Source organism: Kitasatospora sp. cg17-2, from assembly GCF_054031055.1.
Genome location: NZ_CM132923.1, coordinates 213,492 through 231,813 on the forward strand (window position 1 = coordinate 213,492; position 18,322 = coordinate 231,813).

The window sequence follows — 18,322 nt, forward strand, 5'->3', positions numbered from 1 at the left end:
CCTGGAGGGCGGCGGTCCTGGAGGGAGGTACCCCGGTGGTCCCGCGCTCGGGTCAGTTCCCGAGGGTGACCGCGGTGTCGTCGATCAGGTAGGTGGTCCGGGCCGAGAGGTCCTCCCGGCCGACGAAGCGCACGTCGACGTACTGACCCGCGTACGCGGACAGGTCGACGCTCCGCTCGACGTAACCGGCGGTGGCGTCCAGGTTGGACCAGGTGGCCAGCACGGTGTCACCGGCCTGGACGGTCAGCTTGTCGTAGGGCTTTGTCGTGGTGCTCTCGTCGGTGCTGATGTGCACCCAGAAGGTCAGCACCGCCCGGCAGCCGTAGGGGATGCGGACGGTCTGGGACAGGGTGTCGGTGCTGGTACCGCCGTGCCCGCCCAGCCACGCCTTCCACGCTCCGCTGCGCGGGAGGGTGTAGGGGTTGGTGGAGTCGATGCTCCGGCCGTTCGAGGCCCTCCAGGCGGCGGGGCCGTCCTCGAAGCCGGGGTTGGCGAACTGCTGCGAGGTGGCGCACTGGCCGACGGTCCAGGTGGTCCAGGAGAAGGACACCACGTCGTGGGCCCCGGTGGCATCGGTGGCCGTGAGGGTGACGGTGGCGGTGGCCTGGGTGGTGGGGGTGCCGGTGATCACGCCGGTGGAGGCGTCGATCGTCAGGCCGGCGGGCAGCCCGGTGGCGGTGTAGCCGATCGGCCCGGCGTTGCTGCTGGTGGCCTCGGTCCGGAGGTTCACCTCGGTGCCGGTCCGGGTGACCTGGTCACCGGGGCTGGTCAGGGTGACACCGGTGGTGACGCGGGCTCCGACGTTGACGGCCGCCCAGGCGTTGGCGACGTTCCGGTAGGCGCGGCTGTCGGCGCCGTACAGGTCGGCGGCCGCCTTGAGGGTGGCGGTGCGGGCGCCGGCGTAGTCGGTGGAGGAGGTCATGTAGGTGCTGAGGGCGCGGTACCAGACCGCCGCGGCGGCCTCGCGCCCGATCGGGTTGACCGGTCGGCCGTCGGAGGTCGGCGAGTCGTACGCCACGCCGTTGACGAGCTTGGCGCCGCTGCCCTCGGAGGCCAGGTAGAACCAGTGGTTGGCCGGGCCGGAGGAGAAGTGGACGTTGCTGGAGCCGATCCCGGCGTACCAGTAGTCCTTGGAGGCCCCGTCCTTGGAGGGCTTGTCCATGAAGCGCAGCGGCGTGCCGTCGCCGTTGATGTCGATCTTCTCGCCGATCAGGTAGTCCCCCGGGTCGGCGGCGTTCCCGGCCCAGAACTCGACGGCGGAGGCCAGGATGTCGGAGGTCGCCTCGTTGAGGCCGCCGGACTCGCCGCTGTAGACCAGGCCGGCGGTGTGGGAGGTGACGCCGTGCGTCATCTCGTGGGCGGCGACGTCGATCGAGGTGAGCGGCTTGGCGTCGTAGTCGCCGTCGCCGTACGTCATGCAGAAGCAGACGTCCCACCAGTAGGCGTTGGCGTAGCCCGTGCCGTAGTGGACGTGGCTGGTGGCGGCGACGCCGTCGTTCCGGATGCCGTCGCGGCCCTGGACGTTCCTGTACCAGTCCCAGGTCAGTTGCGCGCCGTAGGCGGCGTCGACGCCGGCGGTCTGCGGGTGGTCGGGCTTGCCGGTGCCCCAGACGTCGTCGGCGTCGGTGAACAGGGTGCCGGTGGCGCGGTCGTCCTCGGTGTGCTCCAGGTCGTAGGTCCGGTGCCCGCCGCGGCCGCCGTCGGTCAGGCTGAACGTGCCGCCGGCCGCGGTGGTGCCGAGGGTGACGTCGCCGGAGTACTGGCTGTGACCGGCGCCGTTCCTGACGTTCTGGTACTCGAAGAGCTCGGTGCCGGTGGCGGCGTCGGTGACGACGTGCAGTTCGGACGGGGTCCCGTCGCCCTGCGTCCCGCCGACGACGCTCTCCCAGGCGCGCACCGGCCGACCGGTCGCGGCCCATACGACCTCGCGGACGGAGGTGACGGCCGCGGCGCTCACTCCCTCGGCCCCGGCCCGCTCCAGTGCGCGGGCGTTGGTGGTCCCGGCGGTGACGCCCGCCAGGGCGGGGCCGATCGCGAGGGTGGCACCGGTGGCCCGGTCGACGCCCTTGACGGTCCCGTCGGCGGCCGTGTGCACCACCAGGTCGCCGCCGAGGACCGGGAGTCCGGCGAGGGTGCGGTCGTAGCGGGTGTGCAGTGTGCCGTCGGTGTCCTTGCTGACGGACTTCGGCTCCAGCTCCTCCTGGGGGCCGAGGCCGAGGGCCTCGGCGGTGGCCGGGCGGCGGGTCCGGGCGTCGGCGGTGAGCGCGGCCTGCTCCTCCCGGTCCAGTGCCGCGGGCGCGGCGCCCGCCCGGGGGGCGGGGACGCCGGGGACGCCCGGGCCGGCGCCGACGCGCCCGGCGGCGGTCACGGTGGGGCCGGAGCCGGCCGGTCCGGCCGTGGCGGCACCGGACGGCAGTACGGCGGTGACGAGGGAGATGCCGAGTGCGAGCGCGCACGCTCCGGCGGTCCTGCGGGTGTGAGGTGTCAAGGAAACTCCTCGGGGGGTGGCCGGCGTCGGGCCCGGCCTCGGGGCCCGGATGCGCCGGACGACGTTGTCCGGTCACCGTCCGAGCGACGGCTACAGGCAACTGCCGCTCACCACTGACGACTTGGCGAGTTCGGCAGGCGCGGTGAAGCCTGACATGTTTGCGCGAACATGTCACCTCGTCCGCCGCCGACGGGCCGGATTCGGCCAACCGCCGTCCTTCTCGCACCCACCGGCGGCACCGGCCCGCGCGCACGCCGATGTCCCGGCCTCTCCGGAGAGGCCGGGACATCGGCGTGCGCGCGGCGGACGGGAACCGGCCCTGGTCACGGGCCGGGGTGCGGGGTCAGCAGACCGCGACCGCGTCCACCGGCGGCACCGCGGTGGAGTACGGCGGCCTCGGCATCTCCACCACCCGGCCGCCCGCCTCCTCCAGTCGCCGGACGGTCGCCGCCGCCTTGGCGTCGTCCAGCGAGAACACGAACGGACCGGGGACGAGAACGGTCTCGCACACGCCCGCCTCGACCGCGCGGGTCAGGTCGGCCAGCGCCGTCAGCGGCTCGGTCGACCGCCGGCCGTTGTCCATGAACAGGGTCGCCTCACCCAGTCCGGATTCGACGGAATAGCGCTCCAGGATCTGCCAGAAATCGAGCATCCGGACCGTGTCGCACGGGTAGCACCGCAAATAAATGGCGGTGGGACGGCTCGCAACGGGCCGAATTCTCGTGGCCATGGTATTTCTCCTCGGTGCCGCACCCGGTCGTCCCGGGCGGTATTGCTGATTCCAGGTAAGCAAAGGCACGCGGGCCGGTCCAGAGTCACGGCCACCCAAGTTCGCACGGGCCGGCGGAACCGTAGGTACCCCCGGCCGCAACCCTGGGTAGTAGGGGCCTTCAGGGGCCGCATACGTGGCAGCAAAGGCTCGGACGCGGTCCGGCCGCACCGGCAGGAAGTCGTACCGCTACCGTCCGTGACCTTCGGTCGTCACCTCCGCCGGGTGCCGCCGGGGGCCGGCGGCGCCCGGCGGGCCAGGCCGGCGAAGGCCCGGGACCGGCCCGGCAATTCCGGGTCCGAAATTCGGTCGCACCCAACGGAAACCCGTGGGCGGCCGACGGACGCGCGCAACCGGGAAAGCGCCCGGATGCATTTCCCCGTTCCGCCGATCTGTGATTACTCTTGCAGACCCCGCACCGTTCCGGGAAAGGCGGCCACCTGTGATCCCTTTCACCCGACCTCCCCGTCCCTCGATCGACCCGCCCGCCCGTCGCCCGCCGCGCGGGTAACGATCCCGCAACGCAGCGGGACGCGAGCGGCGATCACCACTCCCCCCTGTCCGAGTCCCCCGAACCGAGGAGTGCGCCGTGCCGACCTGTCATGTCGCCGACGCCGAAGAGCCGCTGACGCACCGTCTCCGGACCGGCCGCCGGAGCGCATGGCCGCGCCAACATCACCGCCCGGAGGCGGGCCGGGCCCGGCCCCACACCCCTAGCGCCCCGGTCCCCGGACGGCGCACCGCGCCCCCGGCCGTCCGCGCGGGCCCCTGAGCCACCCGCGCCCCGCGATCCACCGAACGTCCGCACACCCTCAAGGACCCCCATGCCCCTGCCGCCGCACCCGGCCGACGACGCCCCCGAGCCCACCTCCCCGCGAGGGACGGCCGGTGTGCCCCACCCGTCCTCCTCGGGCGCCGACACCGAGTCGGACGCCGCGCTGATCGCCCGTCTGCGGGCCGGGGACGACGATGTGGTGGGAACCCTGTTCGAGCGTCACCACCGCGCCGCGCTCGGCTACGCGCGCTCGCTCGGCGGCATGGACCACCGCGCCGAGGACCTCGCGAGCGAGGCCTTCGTCCGGACCCTGGCGGCCGTGCGGGCGGGCAGCGGGCCGACCGACAGCTGGCGCCCCTACCTCCTGACGGTCGTCCGCAACACCGCGGCGGCGTGGGCGACCAGCGACCGGCGCTCCTTCCCCACCGACGACGTCCAGGACTGGGCCGACGAGGCCGCGCACGCCCTCTCCCCCGACCAGATCCTCGCCGCCTCCGCCGAGCACGAGCTGATCGTCGCGGCGTTCCGCTCGCTCCCGGAGCGGTGGCAGTCGGTGCTGTGGCACTCGGTGGTCGAGGGCCTGCCCGCGGAGAAGGTGGCGCAGCTGCTCGGCCTGTCGGCGAGCGGGGTCTCCTCGCTCGCCGCGCGGGCCCGGGAGGGTCTGCGCACGGCCTATCTGACGGCGCACCTGTCCACGGCGCAGTCGGCCGAGTGCCGGGCCTTCTCCGGCCGGCTCGCCGCCCAGGTCCGCGGGAGCGGCCAGCGGAGGTCCAAGGCCCTGGCCCGGCACCTGGACGAGTGCCCGGACTGCCGCCGCTGCGACGAGGAACTGCAGGACGTCAACCGTCGGCTGCGGCTCGCCGCGGTGGCCTTCGTCGGCCCGTGGCCGGGCGGCGGGGCGGACGCGTCCGCACTCGCGGGCGGCACCGGGCCGGTGTCCTCCCCGGCACCGCACGACGCACCTCCGCACGGCACACCGCCGCACGCCGCACCGCCGGTCGACACACCACCGGCCGACCTGCCGTCGGTGCCCGCTCCGCGCACGGGTACCTCGAAGACGATGGCGGGCTCGCTCACGGTCGGCGTCGCCGCCCTCGCCGCGCTCGCGCTGGCACCGTTCTTCGTCCCGCCGTCCCCGGAGCGGCCCGCGGACGCGCGACCCCCCGCCCCCGTCCCGGTGGACGACACTCCGGCCGCCACCGTTGCCGCCCGGGTCCTCCCGGCGACAACCGGTCCGACACCGACGGCAACGGTGGCGGCGACTCCGGTTCCGACTCCGGCACCGACCGTCCCGACCGGGGACCGGGGCCACGCCACCGGCACACCGGGCGCTCCGGCCTCCCCCACCGGAACCACGCCGCCGAGCGCCTCCGCCCGTCCCGGAGCCCCGTCCGCCAGCGCCCCCTCGCCCCCGGCGACCGCCGGGCGGAACGGCGGGCTGTCCGCGAGCGTGCTCTCGGTCTCCACCCCGGCCGCCGCGCTCCCGGGGGACCGGCGGGTCCGGCTGCGCCTCGCCGGACCGGGCACCTGCGGTGAGGTCGAGGACCGGGAGGCGACCGGCGGCCAGCCGTTCCTGGCACCCTGCACCGGCTCGGAGGACCAGGTGTGGATCGTGCGTTCCGACCGCTCCGGCGGTGTCCGGCTCGTCGGCGCGGCGAACAACGGCTGTCTGGAAGCGGCCGGGACCGCCGGGACCGCCGTCATCGAGCAGGTCTGCGACGGGAGCGCCCGCCAGTCCTGGCAGCTCGTCGACCTCACCGGCGGGGAGAGCGCGCTCCGCCACCGGTCCTCCGGGTTGCTGCTCGCCGCCCAGGCCGCCGGAAAGGTGGACGGGATCCTGGAACTGCGCGCCGCCGACTGCACCTCGGACCCGGCCTGCCGACCGGCCGCCGCCTTCCGCCTGTGACCGCCCCCGGCCGGACCGGACCCGCTGTCACCGGGCCCGCTGTCACCCGGCCCGCTGTCACCGGGCGGGGACGGCCGCGGGCCAGTGCTGCCGGACGTACTGCAGCGCCGTGTTCAGCTGGGCCTCGGAGGGGAACACCGGCGTGCCCTCGACCGTCGGCAGCTTCGCGGCGAGGGACTTGTCCAGGGTGCCGTTCTTCGCCATCACGTCCATCAGCACCGGGCGCGCGTAGTCGACCAGCCGCAGGTTCTGCCCCTCCGGGCTCGCCAGGTACTCCTCCCACAGCCGGGCGGCGGCCGGGTGCGGGGCGTCCTTGTTGACGGCCTGGGCGTAGTACTGGGAGAAGCTGCCGTCGAACGGGATCGCCACCCGCCAGTCCACCCCGGTTCCGGCGAAGTCGGCGGTGTGGGTGAGGTTGAGGAAGTCCCATTCGATGCTGATGGGGGTCGCGCCGCTCACGATCGCGGCCGGGTCGGGATTGGCCCGGTTGTAGTTGCCGACGGCGTCGAGCCGGGCGAAGAAGGCGACGCCCGGCGCGATGTCGTCGAACGAGCCGCCGTTCGCCAGGGCCGCCGCGAACACCCCGGCGAAGGCCGATCCGGCGGTGGTGGGGTTGCCGTTCAGCGCCACCATGCCCCGGTACTCGGGCTTGAGCAGGTCGGCGAACGACGCCGGGCAGTGCCGGACCCGGTGCGCGTCGCAGCCGATCGCCACATAGCCCCCGTAGCTGTTGCTCCAGCGTCCGGCGGCGTCCTTCTGATCGGCCGGGATCCGGCCGAACGTCGCCGTCCGGTAGGTGGCCAGCAGGCCCTCGCCGGCCGCGGACCGGGCGTAGGTGTCGCCGAGGTCGAGCACATCGGGTGCGCGGTCCTGGCCCCGGTAGCGCTTGATGTCGTCGAGCTCGTCCTGGCTGGAGCCGTAGGGGTTGTCGACGACCACCGGGATCCCGTACTTCGCGGTGAAGCCGTCGATCAGGCCCCCGTAGTTCGCCCAGTGCGGCAGCAGCGTGGTGGCGTTGAGCTTCCCCTCCGCCCTGGCCGCCGCGACCAGCGCGTCCGTCCCGCCGGCGTCCTGGGCGGAGACGGCGAGGGCCGGCCTCGTCGGCGCCCGGTGGCCGTCACTGGCGCAGCCGGCCAGGACCGTCACCGCCAGGCAGCAGCAGGCGGCGAGGACGCCGACACGGCGTGCGGTCGGGGCCACGACGCCTCCTGAGGGGGTTCGGCGGTGACGCGATGTGTCCGCTTCCGAGCCTACTCGGGCGCGGCGGTGCGCTCCTGGCGTGCCCGTCCGGGCGGGGGGTCTGCGGGCGGTCACGCTCAGCACACCTAGAGATCGTCCCACTGGCCGAGCAGGTCGTCCTCCGAGAGCTCGTCGACCGGCCCGTCCTCCCCGGTGAGCGACTGGGAGGTCCAGATGGTCTTGCCCCGGGCCGAGTAGCGGGTGCCCCAGCGTTCGGCGTAGCGGGCGACGAGGAAGAGCCCCCGGCCGCCCTCGTCGGTGTCCGCGGCCCGGCGGATGTGCGGTGCGGTGCTGCTCCCGTCGGAGACCTCGCAGACCAGGGTGTCGGTGAGGAGCAGCCGGACGTGCACGGGTTCCCTGCCGTAGCGCACCGCGTTGGTGATCAGTTCGCTGAGGATGAGTTCGGTGCCGAAGGAGAGCCGCTCCAGCCCCCAGTCGGCCAGTTGCCGGGCGCAGTCCCGGCGCACCGGGCCCACGGCCGCGGGGTCGCTGGTGACGTCCCACGCGGCGACCCGGTCCCGGGCGAGGAGCCTGGTGCGGGCGACCAGGAGCGCGATGTCGTCGGTGGGCCTGGTGCGCAGCATCGACCCGATCACCCGCTCGCAGTCCTCCTCCGGGGAGCGGGCCGGGCCGGCGAGCGCCTGGGCCAGCGCGTCCAGGGCGAGGTCCACGTCCCGGTCGCGGGCCTTGAGCAGGCCGTCGGTGCAGAGCACCAGCCGGGATCCCTCGGGGACGGCGAGTTCGACGGCCTCCACGGGCAGGCCGTCGCCGAGGCCCAGCGGAGGGGAGACCGGCGGCCGGACGAAGGTGACGGTGCCGTCGGGGCCGACCAGCGCCATCGGGAGGTGGCCCGCGCTCGCGGCGGCGACCCGTCCGGCGACCGAGTCGTAGATGGCGTAGAAGCAGGTGGCGCCCGTCATCACCTGGGCGCTGTCCGGGCCGTCGCCCTCCTGGTCGTCGATGCGGGCGACCAGGTCGTCGAGGTGGCCGAGCAGTTCGTCCGGGGGGAGGTCGAGGGCGGAGAAGTTGTGGACGGCGATGCGCAGGCGGCCCATGGTGACGGCGGCGTGCAGGCCGTGGCCGACCACGTCGCCGACGACGAGGGCGATCCTGGCGCCGGGCAGCGGGAGGACGTCGAACCAGTCGCCGCCCACCCCGGCCTGGGCGGGCAGGTAGCGGTGGGCCACGTCCAGGGCCTCCTGGGCGGGCAGTTCCCGGGGCAGCAGGCTGCGCTGGAGGGTCTCCGCCATGGCGTGCTCCCGGCTGTAGCGCCGGGCGTTGTCGATGCAGACCGCGGCCCGGCCGCCGACCTCCTTGGCGAAGGCGAGGTCCTCCTCGTCGAACGGCGGGGAGGTGTGGGCGCGCCAGAAGTTCACCAGCCCCAGGGTCACGCCGCGGGCCTGGAGCGGGGCGACCAGCAGCGAGTGGATGCCGTGGTCGAGGATCTGCTGGGCGCGTTCGAGGTCCTGGCTCCGCCAGCCGGTGGAGGCCGCGAGGTCGGCCTCCACGACGGCCCGGCCCTCGCGCACGCTCGCCGCCATGGGCGTGCCCGGCACGAAGTCGATCAGCTTCCCGACCGGGTAGAGCGGGTAGTCCTGGGCGAGTCCCGCGACGGCGCTGCGGCGCAGCACCGTGGAGGCCCCGGCCGGGGCGTCGCCGTGCAGCACCGGGTCCTGGAGTTCGACGGTGGCGATGTCGGCGAAGCCCGGGACGGCCGCCTGCGCCAGTTCCTCGGCGGTCCGCACCACGTTCAGGGTCGAGCCGATCCTCATCCCGGCGTCGTAGAGCAGCCGCAGTCGCGACCTGGCCAGCTCCGCCCGGCCGGCCAGGGCCCGCAGCTCGGTGGTGTCGCGCAGGGTCACCACGCTGGTGCCGTGCTCCCCGGTGGGTGAGGTGGGCCGTTTGTTGAGGGAGAGCAGCCGGTCCCCGGCGCGGTGGACCTCGTCGTCGGCGGTGCGGTCGGAGGCGAGCAGTTCGGCCGTGCCGGGGGCGAGCCCGAGGGTGTCGACGTGCCGACCCTCGGCGTCGGCGGGGAGGTCGAGGAGGCGGCGGGCCTCGTCGTTGGCCAGGAGCAGGCGGCCGGTGTCGTCGGTGATCAGGACGCCCTCGCGCACGGCGTGCAGGACGGCGTCGTGGTGTTCGTACATCCGGGTCATCGTGGCCGGGCCGAGGCCCCTCGTCTGACGTCGCAGCCGGCGGCTGACCAGGGCGGCGCAGCCGGCCGCGAGGGCGCTGGCGGCGACCGCTCCGACCAGGAAGACGGGCAGTTCGTGGTGGACGGACTTGTGGATGGATTCGAGGGTGACGGGGGCGGCGACGATGGCGACCACCGCGCCGGTCGCGTCCTCGACGGGGACGGCCGAGACCACGGAGCGGCCCAGCGCCCCGTTGAAGGTCCTGGTGAAGGCCTTGCCCTCGGCGGCCTCGGCGTAGGGGCCGATGACGTGCTTGCCGATCTGCGAGGTGTCGCTGTGGGTGAGCACGGTGCCGTCGAGCCGGTACACGATGAGCGCGTCGATCCCGGCGGCGGTGCGGACCTCCTCGGCCAGTGGCTGGAGGGTCGTGCTGGGGTCGGGGCCGTCCAGGGCGGCGACGAGTCCGGGCGCGTGGGCGAAGGACTCGGCGGCGGCGAGGGTGCGGTGCCGGGCGTCGGTCGTGGTGGAGCGCTGTTGCTGCACCACGAGGGCCGTCACGGCGCCGACCACCAGGAGGACGACCATCACCAGTTGGAGGACGAAGATCTCGCGGGCGAAGCTGCGGCCGGTCCCTCGCGCGCCGGGGCCGGCCCGTGGGTCGGCCGGACGGTGCGCGTCGCTTCCATCCGGGCGAGGGTCCATAGTCATTATTTATCCCGGTTTGCCGGGTTTCAGGCAACAAGCGGCCTTCGGGTGGCGGCTGCGGGGCCTGTGCCGGCGGCCGGCTCAGGCGGCTGCGGGGCGGGCCCCCGCCCGGCCCCGGCCCCCGCGGCGGCGGCGCCTGACCACCAGGACGGTGGAGCCTCCGGCGAGGAGGGCCAGCACCGCGCCGAGGAGGATCCACGGCAGGTCGAGGAAGCCGACGGAGCCGGTGGCGTCGGCCCCGTTCGCGGTCGCCGTGACCGTCGCCTCGCCCCAGCCCGAGGGCGCCCCCTCCCAGCCCTCGGTCACCTGGACCTTCTCGCCGGGGAGCAGTTCGGCCGGCACGTTCGTCAGTTGCTTCGTCGCCGGGCCTCCGACCCGGATCCCGCCGATCCGCAGCGTGGCCCGGGGGTCGAGCTTCACGTTCCCGGTGTTGTGGAGGGTGAAGGACACGGTGGTGCTGCTGTCGCCGGTCCCCGGTACGGACGGGTTCCTGGTCGTGAGGCGCAGTCCCTCGACCGCGAGGGCCGGGCGCTGCGGTCCCTCGACCCGCAGGTAGATCCGCGCCCCGACGGCGCGCCGGACGCCGATGAACGAACCGGCTCCCGGCCGCACCCGGTCGTCGACCGCGACCAGGGCGCCGACGTGGTCCCCGGGCGGGGCGTCGGCGGGGACCGTCAGGGTGAAGGGGACGGTCACGGACGACCTGGCGGGAACCGTGACCACGTCCCGCTCGGGCTTTCCCCAGGTGCCGACGTCGCGCTGGGTCTCGTCCTCGCCGCGTACCGCCAGGCCGCCGTCCCGGGGTGTGTTGTACGCGTCGGCGACGTGGAGGCGCAGGGTCAGCGGCCCGTCGGTGCTGTTGGTGACGACGGCGCGGTCGGCGAAGGTCGCACCGGGGCTCGCGGAGAGCTGGAAGGCCGTGCGCGGGGTGATGACGGAGTCGGCCGGCTCGACGGACCATTCCCCGTTGTCCGCGGCCCGGGCCTGGGCGGGGAGGAACGCCGTCAGGACGACGAGGAGGAGGGTGGCGACGGAGGCTCTGCGCATGGCTCGCCCGCTTTCCTGGAACCCGGGTGCCGGACGCGGGACGTCCGGCACCCGGTGGTGCGATCAGAGGAGGGTGAGGGTCAGCGTCCCGGTGTAGTCGCCGACGGGGGTGAACTCGGGGACGTCGAGGGAGACGGTGGCACCGGCGGTGAACTCCCCGCCGGTCAGGGCACCGTCGGGTGCGGAGGCCAGGGTCGCGCCGTCCGTGCCGACGGTTCCGGCGCTGCCGGCCGCGCAGGTGCTCGGGCTCTTCGCCTTGGTGGCGCAGGTCGGGGTCCAGCTCAGCCGGGCCGCCTCGATCCTGCCGCGCGGGCCGGTGAAGTCGGTGACCTTGCCGGTGAGCGACCATCCGGCCGCCCCGCCGCGGAAGTCCTTGACGGTCGCCGGGTTCAGGGTGCCCGTCGACGCCCCGCCGGCCCCGAAGGCGACCGGGGGGAGCCGGACGGCGTCGGTCGCGGCGGTCATGGTGAGGGCGCCGGCCTTGACCGAGGTGCTGATCTGCCGGTCCACCTTGCCCGGGGTGTCACCGCCGGACGGGTCGGTCGGACCCGTCGGGTCGGTGGGGTTCGTCGGGTCGGTGGGGCCGGTCGGGTCGGTCGGGGCGCCGACCTTGGTGACCTTCCACGCCTGGCCGGCACCGGTACCGCAGTCGGCCTGGACCAGCCGGGCGCCGACCCGGGCCGATCCGTCCTCGGTCGCGAGGCACTTGTTGCTGTGCTTGGCGACGATGCGGACATAACCCTCGTCGAGGTCCTCGAACCGCCAGCGCTGGTTGTCCCCCCAGCCGCAGTCGTACTGCTTGACCTCGGCCCCATTGGCCTGGGAGTTGTCCGAGACGTCGAGGCACTTGCCGCTGTGCTGGGCGAGCACCCGGACGTTGCCGTTGTTGTTGTCGGTGAAGCGCCACTGGCTGTTGAGCCCGCTGTCGCAGGCCCCCTGGACCACCACCACACCGTTGTCGGAGACGCTGCCCGGCACGGTCGCGCACTGCCCGCCGGCCTTGTTGACCAGGGCGTTGAGCTGGTCCCCGCCGGTGCCCCGGACCCGGCCGGTGGCCGTGTCGATCGAGACCTCGGTGTACCAGGGCAGGATCATCGTCGTGGCGTCCGGGAACTCCAGCGGGAGCCACACGTAGGTGGAGTCGTTCACCCGCTTCGGGTCCGACCACTTACCCGCCCAGCGGTCGCCCAGGTACAGGTAGGAGGTGGTCTCACTGCCCTCGACCGGCAGCACGAACGCGGTCTGCGACTGGTGGCCGTCCTGGTTCCCGACGTCGCGCATCGGCGTCCACGGCCCGGCGAGGCTCGCGGCGGTGGCGTACTTCTGCTGGTTCGGGTCCCAGTAGCTGGTACCGGAGGTGAGCATGAAGTAGACGCCCCCGCGCTCGAACAGTGCCGGCGACTCGCGGTGCTGGCCGGGCCAGGGGTTCGCCACGACGTCCTTCACCCAGGTGTAGTCCTCGGTGAGTTCGTAGATCATCAGGTCGGCGTTGTTGTTGGCGGCGGAGATCATGTACGCCTTGCCGGCGGCCCTGTCCTCGAACACGGTGATGTCGCGCGACATGTACTCGTTGCCCGCCGCGTCCTTCGGCCGGAACGAGCCCTTCCACTCGTACGGGCCGTCCACGGTCGGCGAGACCGCCACCGCCGCACGGGCCTCGGCGTAGGAGGCGTCGGCCTCCTTGTGCATCCACATCACGAACTGCTTGGTCTTCTCGTTGTAGAGGACCTTCGGCCGCTCGATCAGCGCGTTCGCCAGCTCCGGGGAGGAGTCCTGGGCGAGGACGTGCCCCCGGGGCTCCCAGGTCTTCAGGTCCTTGGAGCGGTAGGCGGAGACGTAGCGGAACAGGTTGTCCTCGCCCCGGTCCTCGCCGAACCAGTAGTAGTACTCGCCCACCTTGATCACACCGCCGCCGTGGGCCTGGACGCCCGCGCCGGCGGTGTCCGGGAACTGGGTCCCGGTCGAGGTGGTGACGGGTGCGGCGTCCGCCGCCGGCACCCAGACCGTGAGTGACAGGAGCAGGCCCAGAAGGCCCACGAAAACGGATCCCACTCTTCTCATGCAGGGTTCCTTGATGTCATCCGTCCGGTTCCGCGCCCAGGTCCGGCCGGAGAGATCCCTCATCCAAAACCGAACAGCAAGCGACACCGTCAAACGGAAATCAACATGTTGAGGGGTAGCCTGACCCGCCCCGGAGACCACTGTCAACACATGCGAAACATCTGGTTCATCCTGTCGCAGCATTGCGGCCGAACCGCAATCACAATCGCTCATCGGGGCTCCCTTTCAGCACGCGTGACGTGCGGATCCGATCGCAACCGTTCGATAACGGCGCGGGCTCGGCCCCGGGGATCGCGCCTCCCCCTCATGTCCGGACCTCCGACGGCCCGAGGCCCGGAGCAGCCGCCCACGACCGAGGGAGTACCGCCCGCATGGTGTCCGACCTTCCACCGCACCGACCGACCGGCCCGCGCACGGCCTTCCCCGGCCTCCGGCTGGTCACCACGGACACGCCTGGCGCCGACCGGGACCGGGGCCTCCAACTGCGCCTCGGGCCCGACGGGCGGTGCGTGCTGGGCTTCCCCCGACCGGTGCCGCCGTCCACCGGCGCGGCGTCTCCGGCCACGGCGGACGGGAGCGCCGTCGGGGCCGACGTACGGACACGGCTGCCCGTCGACCAACACCGCGCCCTGGAGCAGGTGTTCGCCGCGGCCCGGTGCCACGACCTCGCCCTCGCCGTCCGGCGGGCGGACGGCCTGCTCACCACCCTGGCCTCCTCGTTCGGCCCCCAGCACCGGTTCACCCTCAGCGCCGCCGAAGTCCGGGCCGACCTCGCCTGGTTGTCGGGCGAGGCCTGGTGCGCGGCGGAGTTCTGGATGCTGATCGCCGAAGGGTGGGCACGGCTCGACGGACGGAGCAGCCCGCTCGCCCGCTTCGGCGCACGACAGGCCGCCGCGTCCTGGTGGGAGGTCCCCGACGCGGAGGCGGCGATCGGCGGTACCGCCCTGCTGGCGGTTCTGCTGCTCGTCACCCCGGGGCCGGACCGCGACCCGGTCGTCCGCGCGGTCCGCCGCCGGATGGACCGGATCGCGCTCTGCGCCCCCGACCTCCGACGCCCGAGCCAATCCTGACCGGTACTCAAGCGAGTTCGCCGGCAGGACATTTGACGGAGAGCAGGGAAAGGCCGCCGCCGGGCGGCGTCCCGGCGGCGGAGCTGGTCCGACGGGGCGGGCCCGGATCCGGGCCCGCCCCGCGGTACGTGTCACCCGTGCCGCGCCGTCCTGCGACGGCGGAGCAGGACGAGGGCACCGGCGCCGACGCCGAGCATGGCCGCCCCGGCACCGGCGATCACGGCCTTGCCCTCGCCGCCACCGGTCGTGGCGAGGTTCCGCTCCAGGGTGTCGGCCGCGCTGGTCGCCTTGGTGACGGCCGCCGGAACGATCTTCAGGGGCGCGGCGGTCGGGACCTCCATCGGGAACGGGAGCGGCAGTTGGTCGGCTCCCTCGGCCGTGCTGTCGGAGGAGGGCTCGGCCGGCGCTGCGACCGTGGCCCCAGTGGCCGTGGGGGTCGGAGCGGCCGGCGTGGCGGTCGCGGTCGCGGTCGCGGTCGGGGTGACCGAGCGGCTGGGGAGGGTGGTGGGCGTGGCGCTCGGCGTCGTGGGCGGCGCGACGGAGGTCGGGGCGCCCTTGGGCGTCGGGGTCGTCGCGGTCGGCGTCGCCGCCGGAGTGGCGGTGCGGGACGGGGTGGCGGTGGGCGTCGGCGACGTCGAGGGTGCGGCGGTGGGCGTCGCGGTGACCGTCGGTGTCGGCGTGACCGTCGGCGTCGGCGTCGGCGGACGCGACGGAGTGGCCGTGACGGTGGGTGTCGGCGTGGGCGTAGTCGTAGGCGTCGGCGTGGACTTGGGCGTGGCCGTCCGCGACGGAGTCGCGGTGGGGACCGGGGCCGGCGGGGCCGGTTCCTTGATCTTGAACCCGGCGCAGCCGACCGCGCACGCGCAGCCGTAGCTGCCCTGGTCCACCGGCAGTCCGGTCTTGGGGTCGAGCCGCGCGGCGAAGGTCACCGGGGCGACGCCGGCCTTGCCGCGCGGGGCCTCGGCCGAGAACGAGGCACGGACCTTGAGGACCAGGCTGCGCCCCTTCCGCACCGCCAGCAGCGCGTCGTCGGAGACACCCTCGCCGTCCCTGGCCCCGAGCACCGTCAGGACGCTGCCGTCCGTGCCCTCGCCGCCCGGGGCGAGCGAGCCGGGGAGCCAGGCGGTGCCACCGGGAAGCCGGTACTCGACCTTGAGGTCGGCGGCGCGGAGGTCACCGGCCTGGTTCTTGAACTTCAGCAGCGCGAAGGCCACGAAGTCGTGCTCCGTCGGGTTGGTGACGGTGACGGTGAACTCCTTGGCCCCGCCGCCCGCCTCGAACTCCCGCGGGACCCCGGTCACCGACGGCTCGAGGCCCCGCTGCAGCGGGACGTCGAGGTGCGGGGCCGGGGCCGAGGGGCCGGCCGACGCGGCATCGGCGGTGGCTCCTGCCACAACGACCGGTACGGCCGACAGGACGAGTGCGGTGGCACCCGCGAGGATCAGACTGCGGGGGGTGGACAACGTGGTCACCTTCCGGCGAGGAGGAGTTCGGACACCCGTCTCGGTGTCTGCCGGTTAGAGCCCCCGCTTCCCCACCCGTCCCGCGGGTATGCGAATTCGTTACGGGACCAGGGCGGAACCGCGGCGGGGCCGCCCCGGCCGGTGCGGCGCTACGGCTGTTGCGGCGGGGCCGGTGCGCCGGACGGTGACTCCGGGCCGGGCAGCCCCGGGCCGGAGGTGCTCGGGACCGGCGGGGTGGGCCCGTTGGCGGTGCCCGGGCTCGGGGCGGACGGCGTCGCGGCCTCCGTCGGACGCGCGGTCGGGCTGTCCGACGCGGTGACGGGAGGACGCCCCGCGGAGGGCGCGGAGGACGGCCGCGCCGACCCGACGCCACCCGCGGCCGCCGGTGGCACGGCGGCCTCGGAGTACTCGGGCGTCCGGTCGGGCGCGGGTCGGCGACCGTCGGAGTGCTCGGACGAGGAGCGTTCGCCCGGCAGTTGCCCACCGGACGCGGCAGGGGCGGGCGCCCCGGGGACGGGCGGGGAGGACCGGGCTCCGCCCGGCCGCACCGGCTCCGGGGTACCCGACGCGGTGGCGGCGCCGCCGCCCTTCGCCGTGGCTCCCGCCCGCGGTGCCGCCGTCGTGGCCGGGGCCGGCGGGACGGGCCCGGCCGGACCGGACGCGGCGGAGGGGCTCCCGGCTGTCGGCGCGGGCGCACCGGCCGGCCCGCCCGCCGAGGGCGAGGCCCCCGGCCTGGGGGCCCCGCCGGTGGCGCCCTCGTACTGGACGGCAGCGGCCGTGCCGCCCGCCAGGGCGGCCACAGAGACCACCAGGGTCCACCACACCGCGGTCCGGGGGGAGGTGCCCCGTCCGACCATCTCCCAGCCCTCAGGGGCCTCCTGAGGGTTCGTCGGGAACGGCTCCGCGGCGCGGACCCGGGCCGCGGGGCGGCGGACGACGATGGTGGGCCCGGTGTCGTCCCCCGGCGCCGGACCGGACCGCCCCGCCCCGTCCGGCCGCCCGTCCTCCGCGTCGGCGACGCGGTCGGCGGCCGGGGCGGATTCGTCCCGCCGGGGCTTCTCGCCGCGGGGGACGAAGGCACTCCAGGACGATGCGGGGTCTCTCACTGCTCTCCTCGGCTCGGGTCGGCTTCTCCGGGCGGCCTGCCGCCGGTCCGCGCGCAGGTCCCTGGAGTTACGAGGCTCGCGGCCCCGGTCCGTCCCGCGGGTTTACCGAAGCGTTACGCGCGGGCCCGGCCGGCGGTCCCGCGCCCGCCACCTCCCGCGCAGCCCGGGCCCGGTGCCGGGCGGGGCCGAGTGCCACACGTCACAAGGTGGTCTCGACCTCGGCGTGCTCTTGACGTGACTTCCGAAACAGAGGTGTCATATCCCCACTACGTTCGAGTCTGTTGGTTTCTGAAGCATTGTGTTCGCTTTGCTGTTCACCGACAAACGTAGTTCCCGACCAGCCACGTTCCTCCAGATCGTGGTCCGGCACCTCGGGCCCCACGTACCAGCGCCCCACCGCACCCGGCACCCTGCCGTCAACGGGTGCGGTCCCGAAGGAGCTCCCCATGTTCCGTACCACCAGCCGTACCGTCGCCGCAGCGGGGCTGCTTCTCAGCCTCGGTCTGACGACCGCCTGTTCGACCGGCCAGGAGTCCACCAAGGCCGGCGACGCCCCGGTCGCCAAGGTCGACGGCAAGATCTCGATCACCTACCTGCAGAAGCAGGGTGACCAGGAGTACTTCGTCGGCGAGGCCGCCGGTGCCAAGGCGAAGGCGGCCGAGCTGGGCGTCGACCTCAAGGTGGTGAACCTGGGCAACGACGCCAACAAGACGATCAGCGAGGTCCAGGCGGCCGTCGCGCAGAAGACCAACGGCATCATCATCGTGGTGCCGGACCCGGCGGTCGGCCCCCAGGTGGTCCAGGCGGCGAAGGACGCCAAGCTGGCGCTCCTGACCTCGGACGACCAGATCTGCACCAACGGCCCCGACCCCTCGACCTGCGCCAAGGAGAACCTGGTCCCCCGGATCGGCTTCTCCGGCAGCCAGATGGGCGGCGAGGTCGGCAAGCGCGCCGCCGAGGAGTACAAGAAGGCGGGCTGGAACCCGGCCGAGACCCGCACCATCTCCGCCTGGAAGCAGGACGTCACCGTCTGCGGCGACCGGGTGAAGGGCGCCAAGGAGGCCTTCGGCGCCGCCGCGCCCGGCGTCCAGAACATCGACGTGGCGACCGACAACACCCCGACCGGCGCCCAGGACAAGATCGCCGCCACCGTCACCGCCAACCCCGGCGTGAAGAACTGGGTCGTCTGGGGCTGCAACGACGAGAACGTGCAGGGCGGCGTCACCGCGCTGGAGAACGCGGGCATCGGCGCGGACCGGGTGATCGGCGTCGGCATCGGCGCCTACCTCGCCTGCAAGAACTGGGGCTCCGGCAAGCCGTCCGGCATGAAGGCCGCGCTGTTCATCAACGGCAAGGACGTCGGCGCCCTGGCCGTCCAGACGATGTACGACAAGCTCAAGAACGGCAAGGAGTTCCCGAAGGAGGCGTTCGCGCCCACCACCATGGTCGACGCGGCCACCTGGAAGTCCGCCGGCGTCACCTGCGGCTGACCTCCCCCCGAACGGTCGGCGCACCCACGCCGGCCCGGCCCGCCTCCGGCCCCCTCAGCTGCCCTGAC

11 protein-coding genes and 1 pseudogene are annotated in these 18,322 nt (G+C 74.1%); 4 read left to right on the top strand and 8 right to left on the bottom strand.

What is annotated here, in order from left to right; genetic code table 11:
* Positions 1 to 52: 52 nt before the first annotated feature.
* Together ACW14Y_RS00845 and ACW14Y_RS00850 are read right to left on the bottom strand one after the other, a co-directional pair.
* Positions 53 to 2,488, bottom strand: coding sequence for a M4 family metallopeptidase (locus ACW14Y_RS00845; RefSeq protein ID WP_456985499.1), 2,436 nt, complete (start codon positions 2,486 to 2,488; stop codon positions 53 to 55).
* Between the two features lie 343 nt (positions 2,489 to 2,831).
* Positions 2,832 to 3,140, bottom strand: coding sequence for a hypothetical protein (locus ACW14Y_RS00850; RefSeq protein ID WP_402725110.1), 309 nt, complete (start codon positions 3,138 to 3,140; stop codon positions 2,832 to 2,834).
* 941 nt (positions 3,141 to 4,081) lie between these two features.
* Between ACW14Y_RS00850 and ACW14Y_RS00855 the strand changes: the two genes are divergently transcribed.
* The gene (locus ACW14Y_RS00855; protein ID WP_456985500.1) at positions 4,082 to 5,938 is read left to right on the top strand and encodes a sigma-70 family RNA polymerase sigma factor; all 1,857 of its coding nucleotides are present in this window, start codon (positions 4,082 to 4,084) and stop codon (positions 5,936 to 5,938) included.
* A 57-nt stretch (positions 5,939 to 5,995) separates the two neighbouring features.
* Here the strand turns inward: ACW14Y_RS00855 and ACW14Y_RS00860 are convergent, their stop codons facing one another.
* From ACW14Y_RS00860 to ACW14Y_RS00880, 5 genes and pseudogenes are all read right to left on the bottom strand, one after another.
* A complete protein-coding gene (locus ACW14Y_RS00860; RefSeq protein WP_456985501.1) occupies positions 5,996 to 7,138 on the bottom strand; it encodes an ABC transporter substrate-binding protein in 1,143 nt (380 codons plus the stop codon).
* A 125-nt stretch (positions 7,139 to 7,263) separates the two neighbouring features.
* Positions 7,264 to 10,014, bottom strand: a complete 2,751-nt coding sequence (locus ACW14Y_RS00865) for a SpoIIE family protein phosphatase (protein WP_456985502.1) — start codon at positions 10,012 to 10,014, stop codon at positions 7,264 to 7,266.
* 84 nt (positions 10,015 to 10,098) lie between these two features.
* Positions 10,099 to 11,064: a WxL protein peptidoglycan domain-containing protein gene (locus tag ACW14Y_RS00870; RefSeq protein WP_380394405.1), complete on the bottom strand. Its 966-nt coding sequence runs from the start codon at positions 11,062 to 11,064 to the stop codon at positions 10,099 to 10,101.
* 63 nt (positions 11,065 to 11,127) lie between these two features.
* On the bottom strand, positions 11,128 to 12,345 hold the full coding sequence (locus ACW14Y_RS00875) for an RICIN domain-containing protein (protein ID WP_456988405.1): 1,218 nt from the start codon (positions 12,343 to 12,345) through the stop codon (positions 11,128 to 11,130).
* Between the two features lie 9 nt (positions 12,346 to 12,354).
* Positions 12,355 to 13,338: pseudogene (locus tag ACW14Y_RS00880) on the bottom strand (family 43 glycosylhydrolase); the annotation flags it as partial.
* A gap of 158 nt (positions 13,339 to 13,496) precedes the next feature.
* On the opposite strand from ACW14Y_RS00880, the gene ACW14Y_RS00885 reads away from it, so the two are divergent.
* On the top strand, positions 13,497 to 14,195 hold the full coding sequence (locus ACW14Y_RS00885; RefSeq protein WP_456985503.1) for a hypothetical protein: 699 nt from the start codon (positions 13,497 to 13,499) through the stop codon (positions 14,193 to 14,195).
* Positions 14,196 to 14,326: 131 nt separating this feature from the next.
* Here the strand turns inward: ACW14Y_RS00885 and ACW14Y_RS00890 are convergent, their stop codons facing one another.
* A complete protein-coding gene (locus ACW14Y_RS00890) occupies positions 14,327 to 15,658 on the bottom strand; it encodes a hypothetical protein (protein WP_456985504.1) in 1,332 nt (443 codons plus the stop codon).
* A gap of 243 nt (positions 15,659 to 15,901) precedes the next feature.
* Here ACW14Y_RS00890 and ACW14Y_RS00895 point away from each other — a divergent pair, with 243 nt between their 5' ends.
* Together ACW14Y_RS00895 and ACW14Y_RS00900 are read left to right on the top strand one after the other, a co-directional pair.
* Positions 15,902 to 16,540 carry a hypothetical protein gene (locus tag ACW14Y_RS00895; protein WP_456985505.1) on the top strand — a complete coding sequence of 213 codons (639 nt, stop codon included), beginning with the start codon at positions 15,902 to 15,904 and terminating at the stop codon, positions 16,538 to 16,540.
* 670 nt (positions 16,541 to 17,210) lie between these two features.
* Entirely contained in the window at positions 17,211 to 18,254 is a 1,044-nt protein-coding gene (locus ACW14Y_RS00900; RefSeq protein WP_456985506.1) for a substrate-binding domain-containing protein, read from the top strand.
* The last annotated feature ends 68 nt before the right edge of the window (positions 18,255 to 18,322 follow it).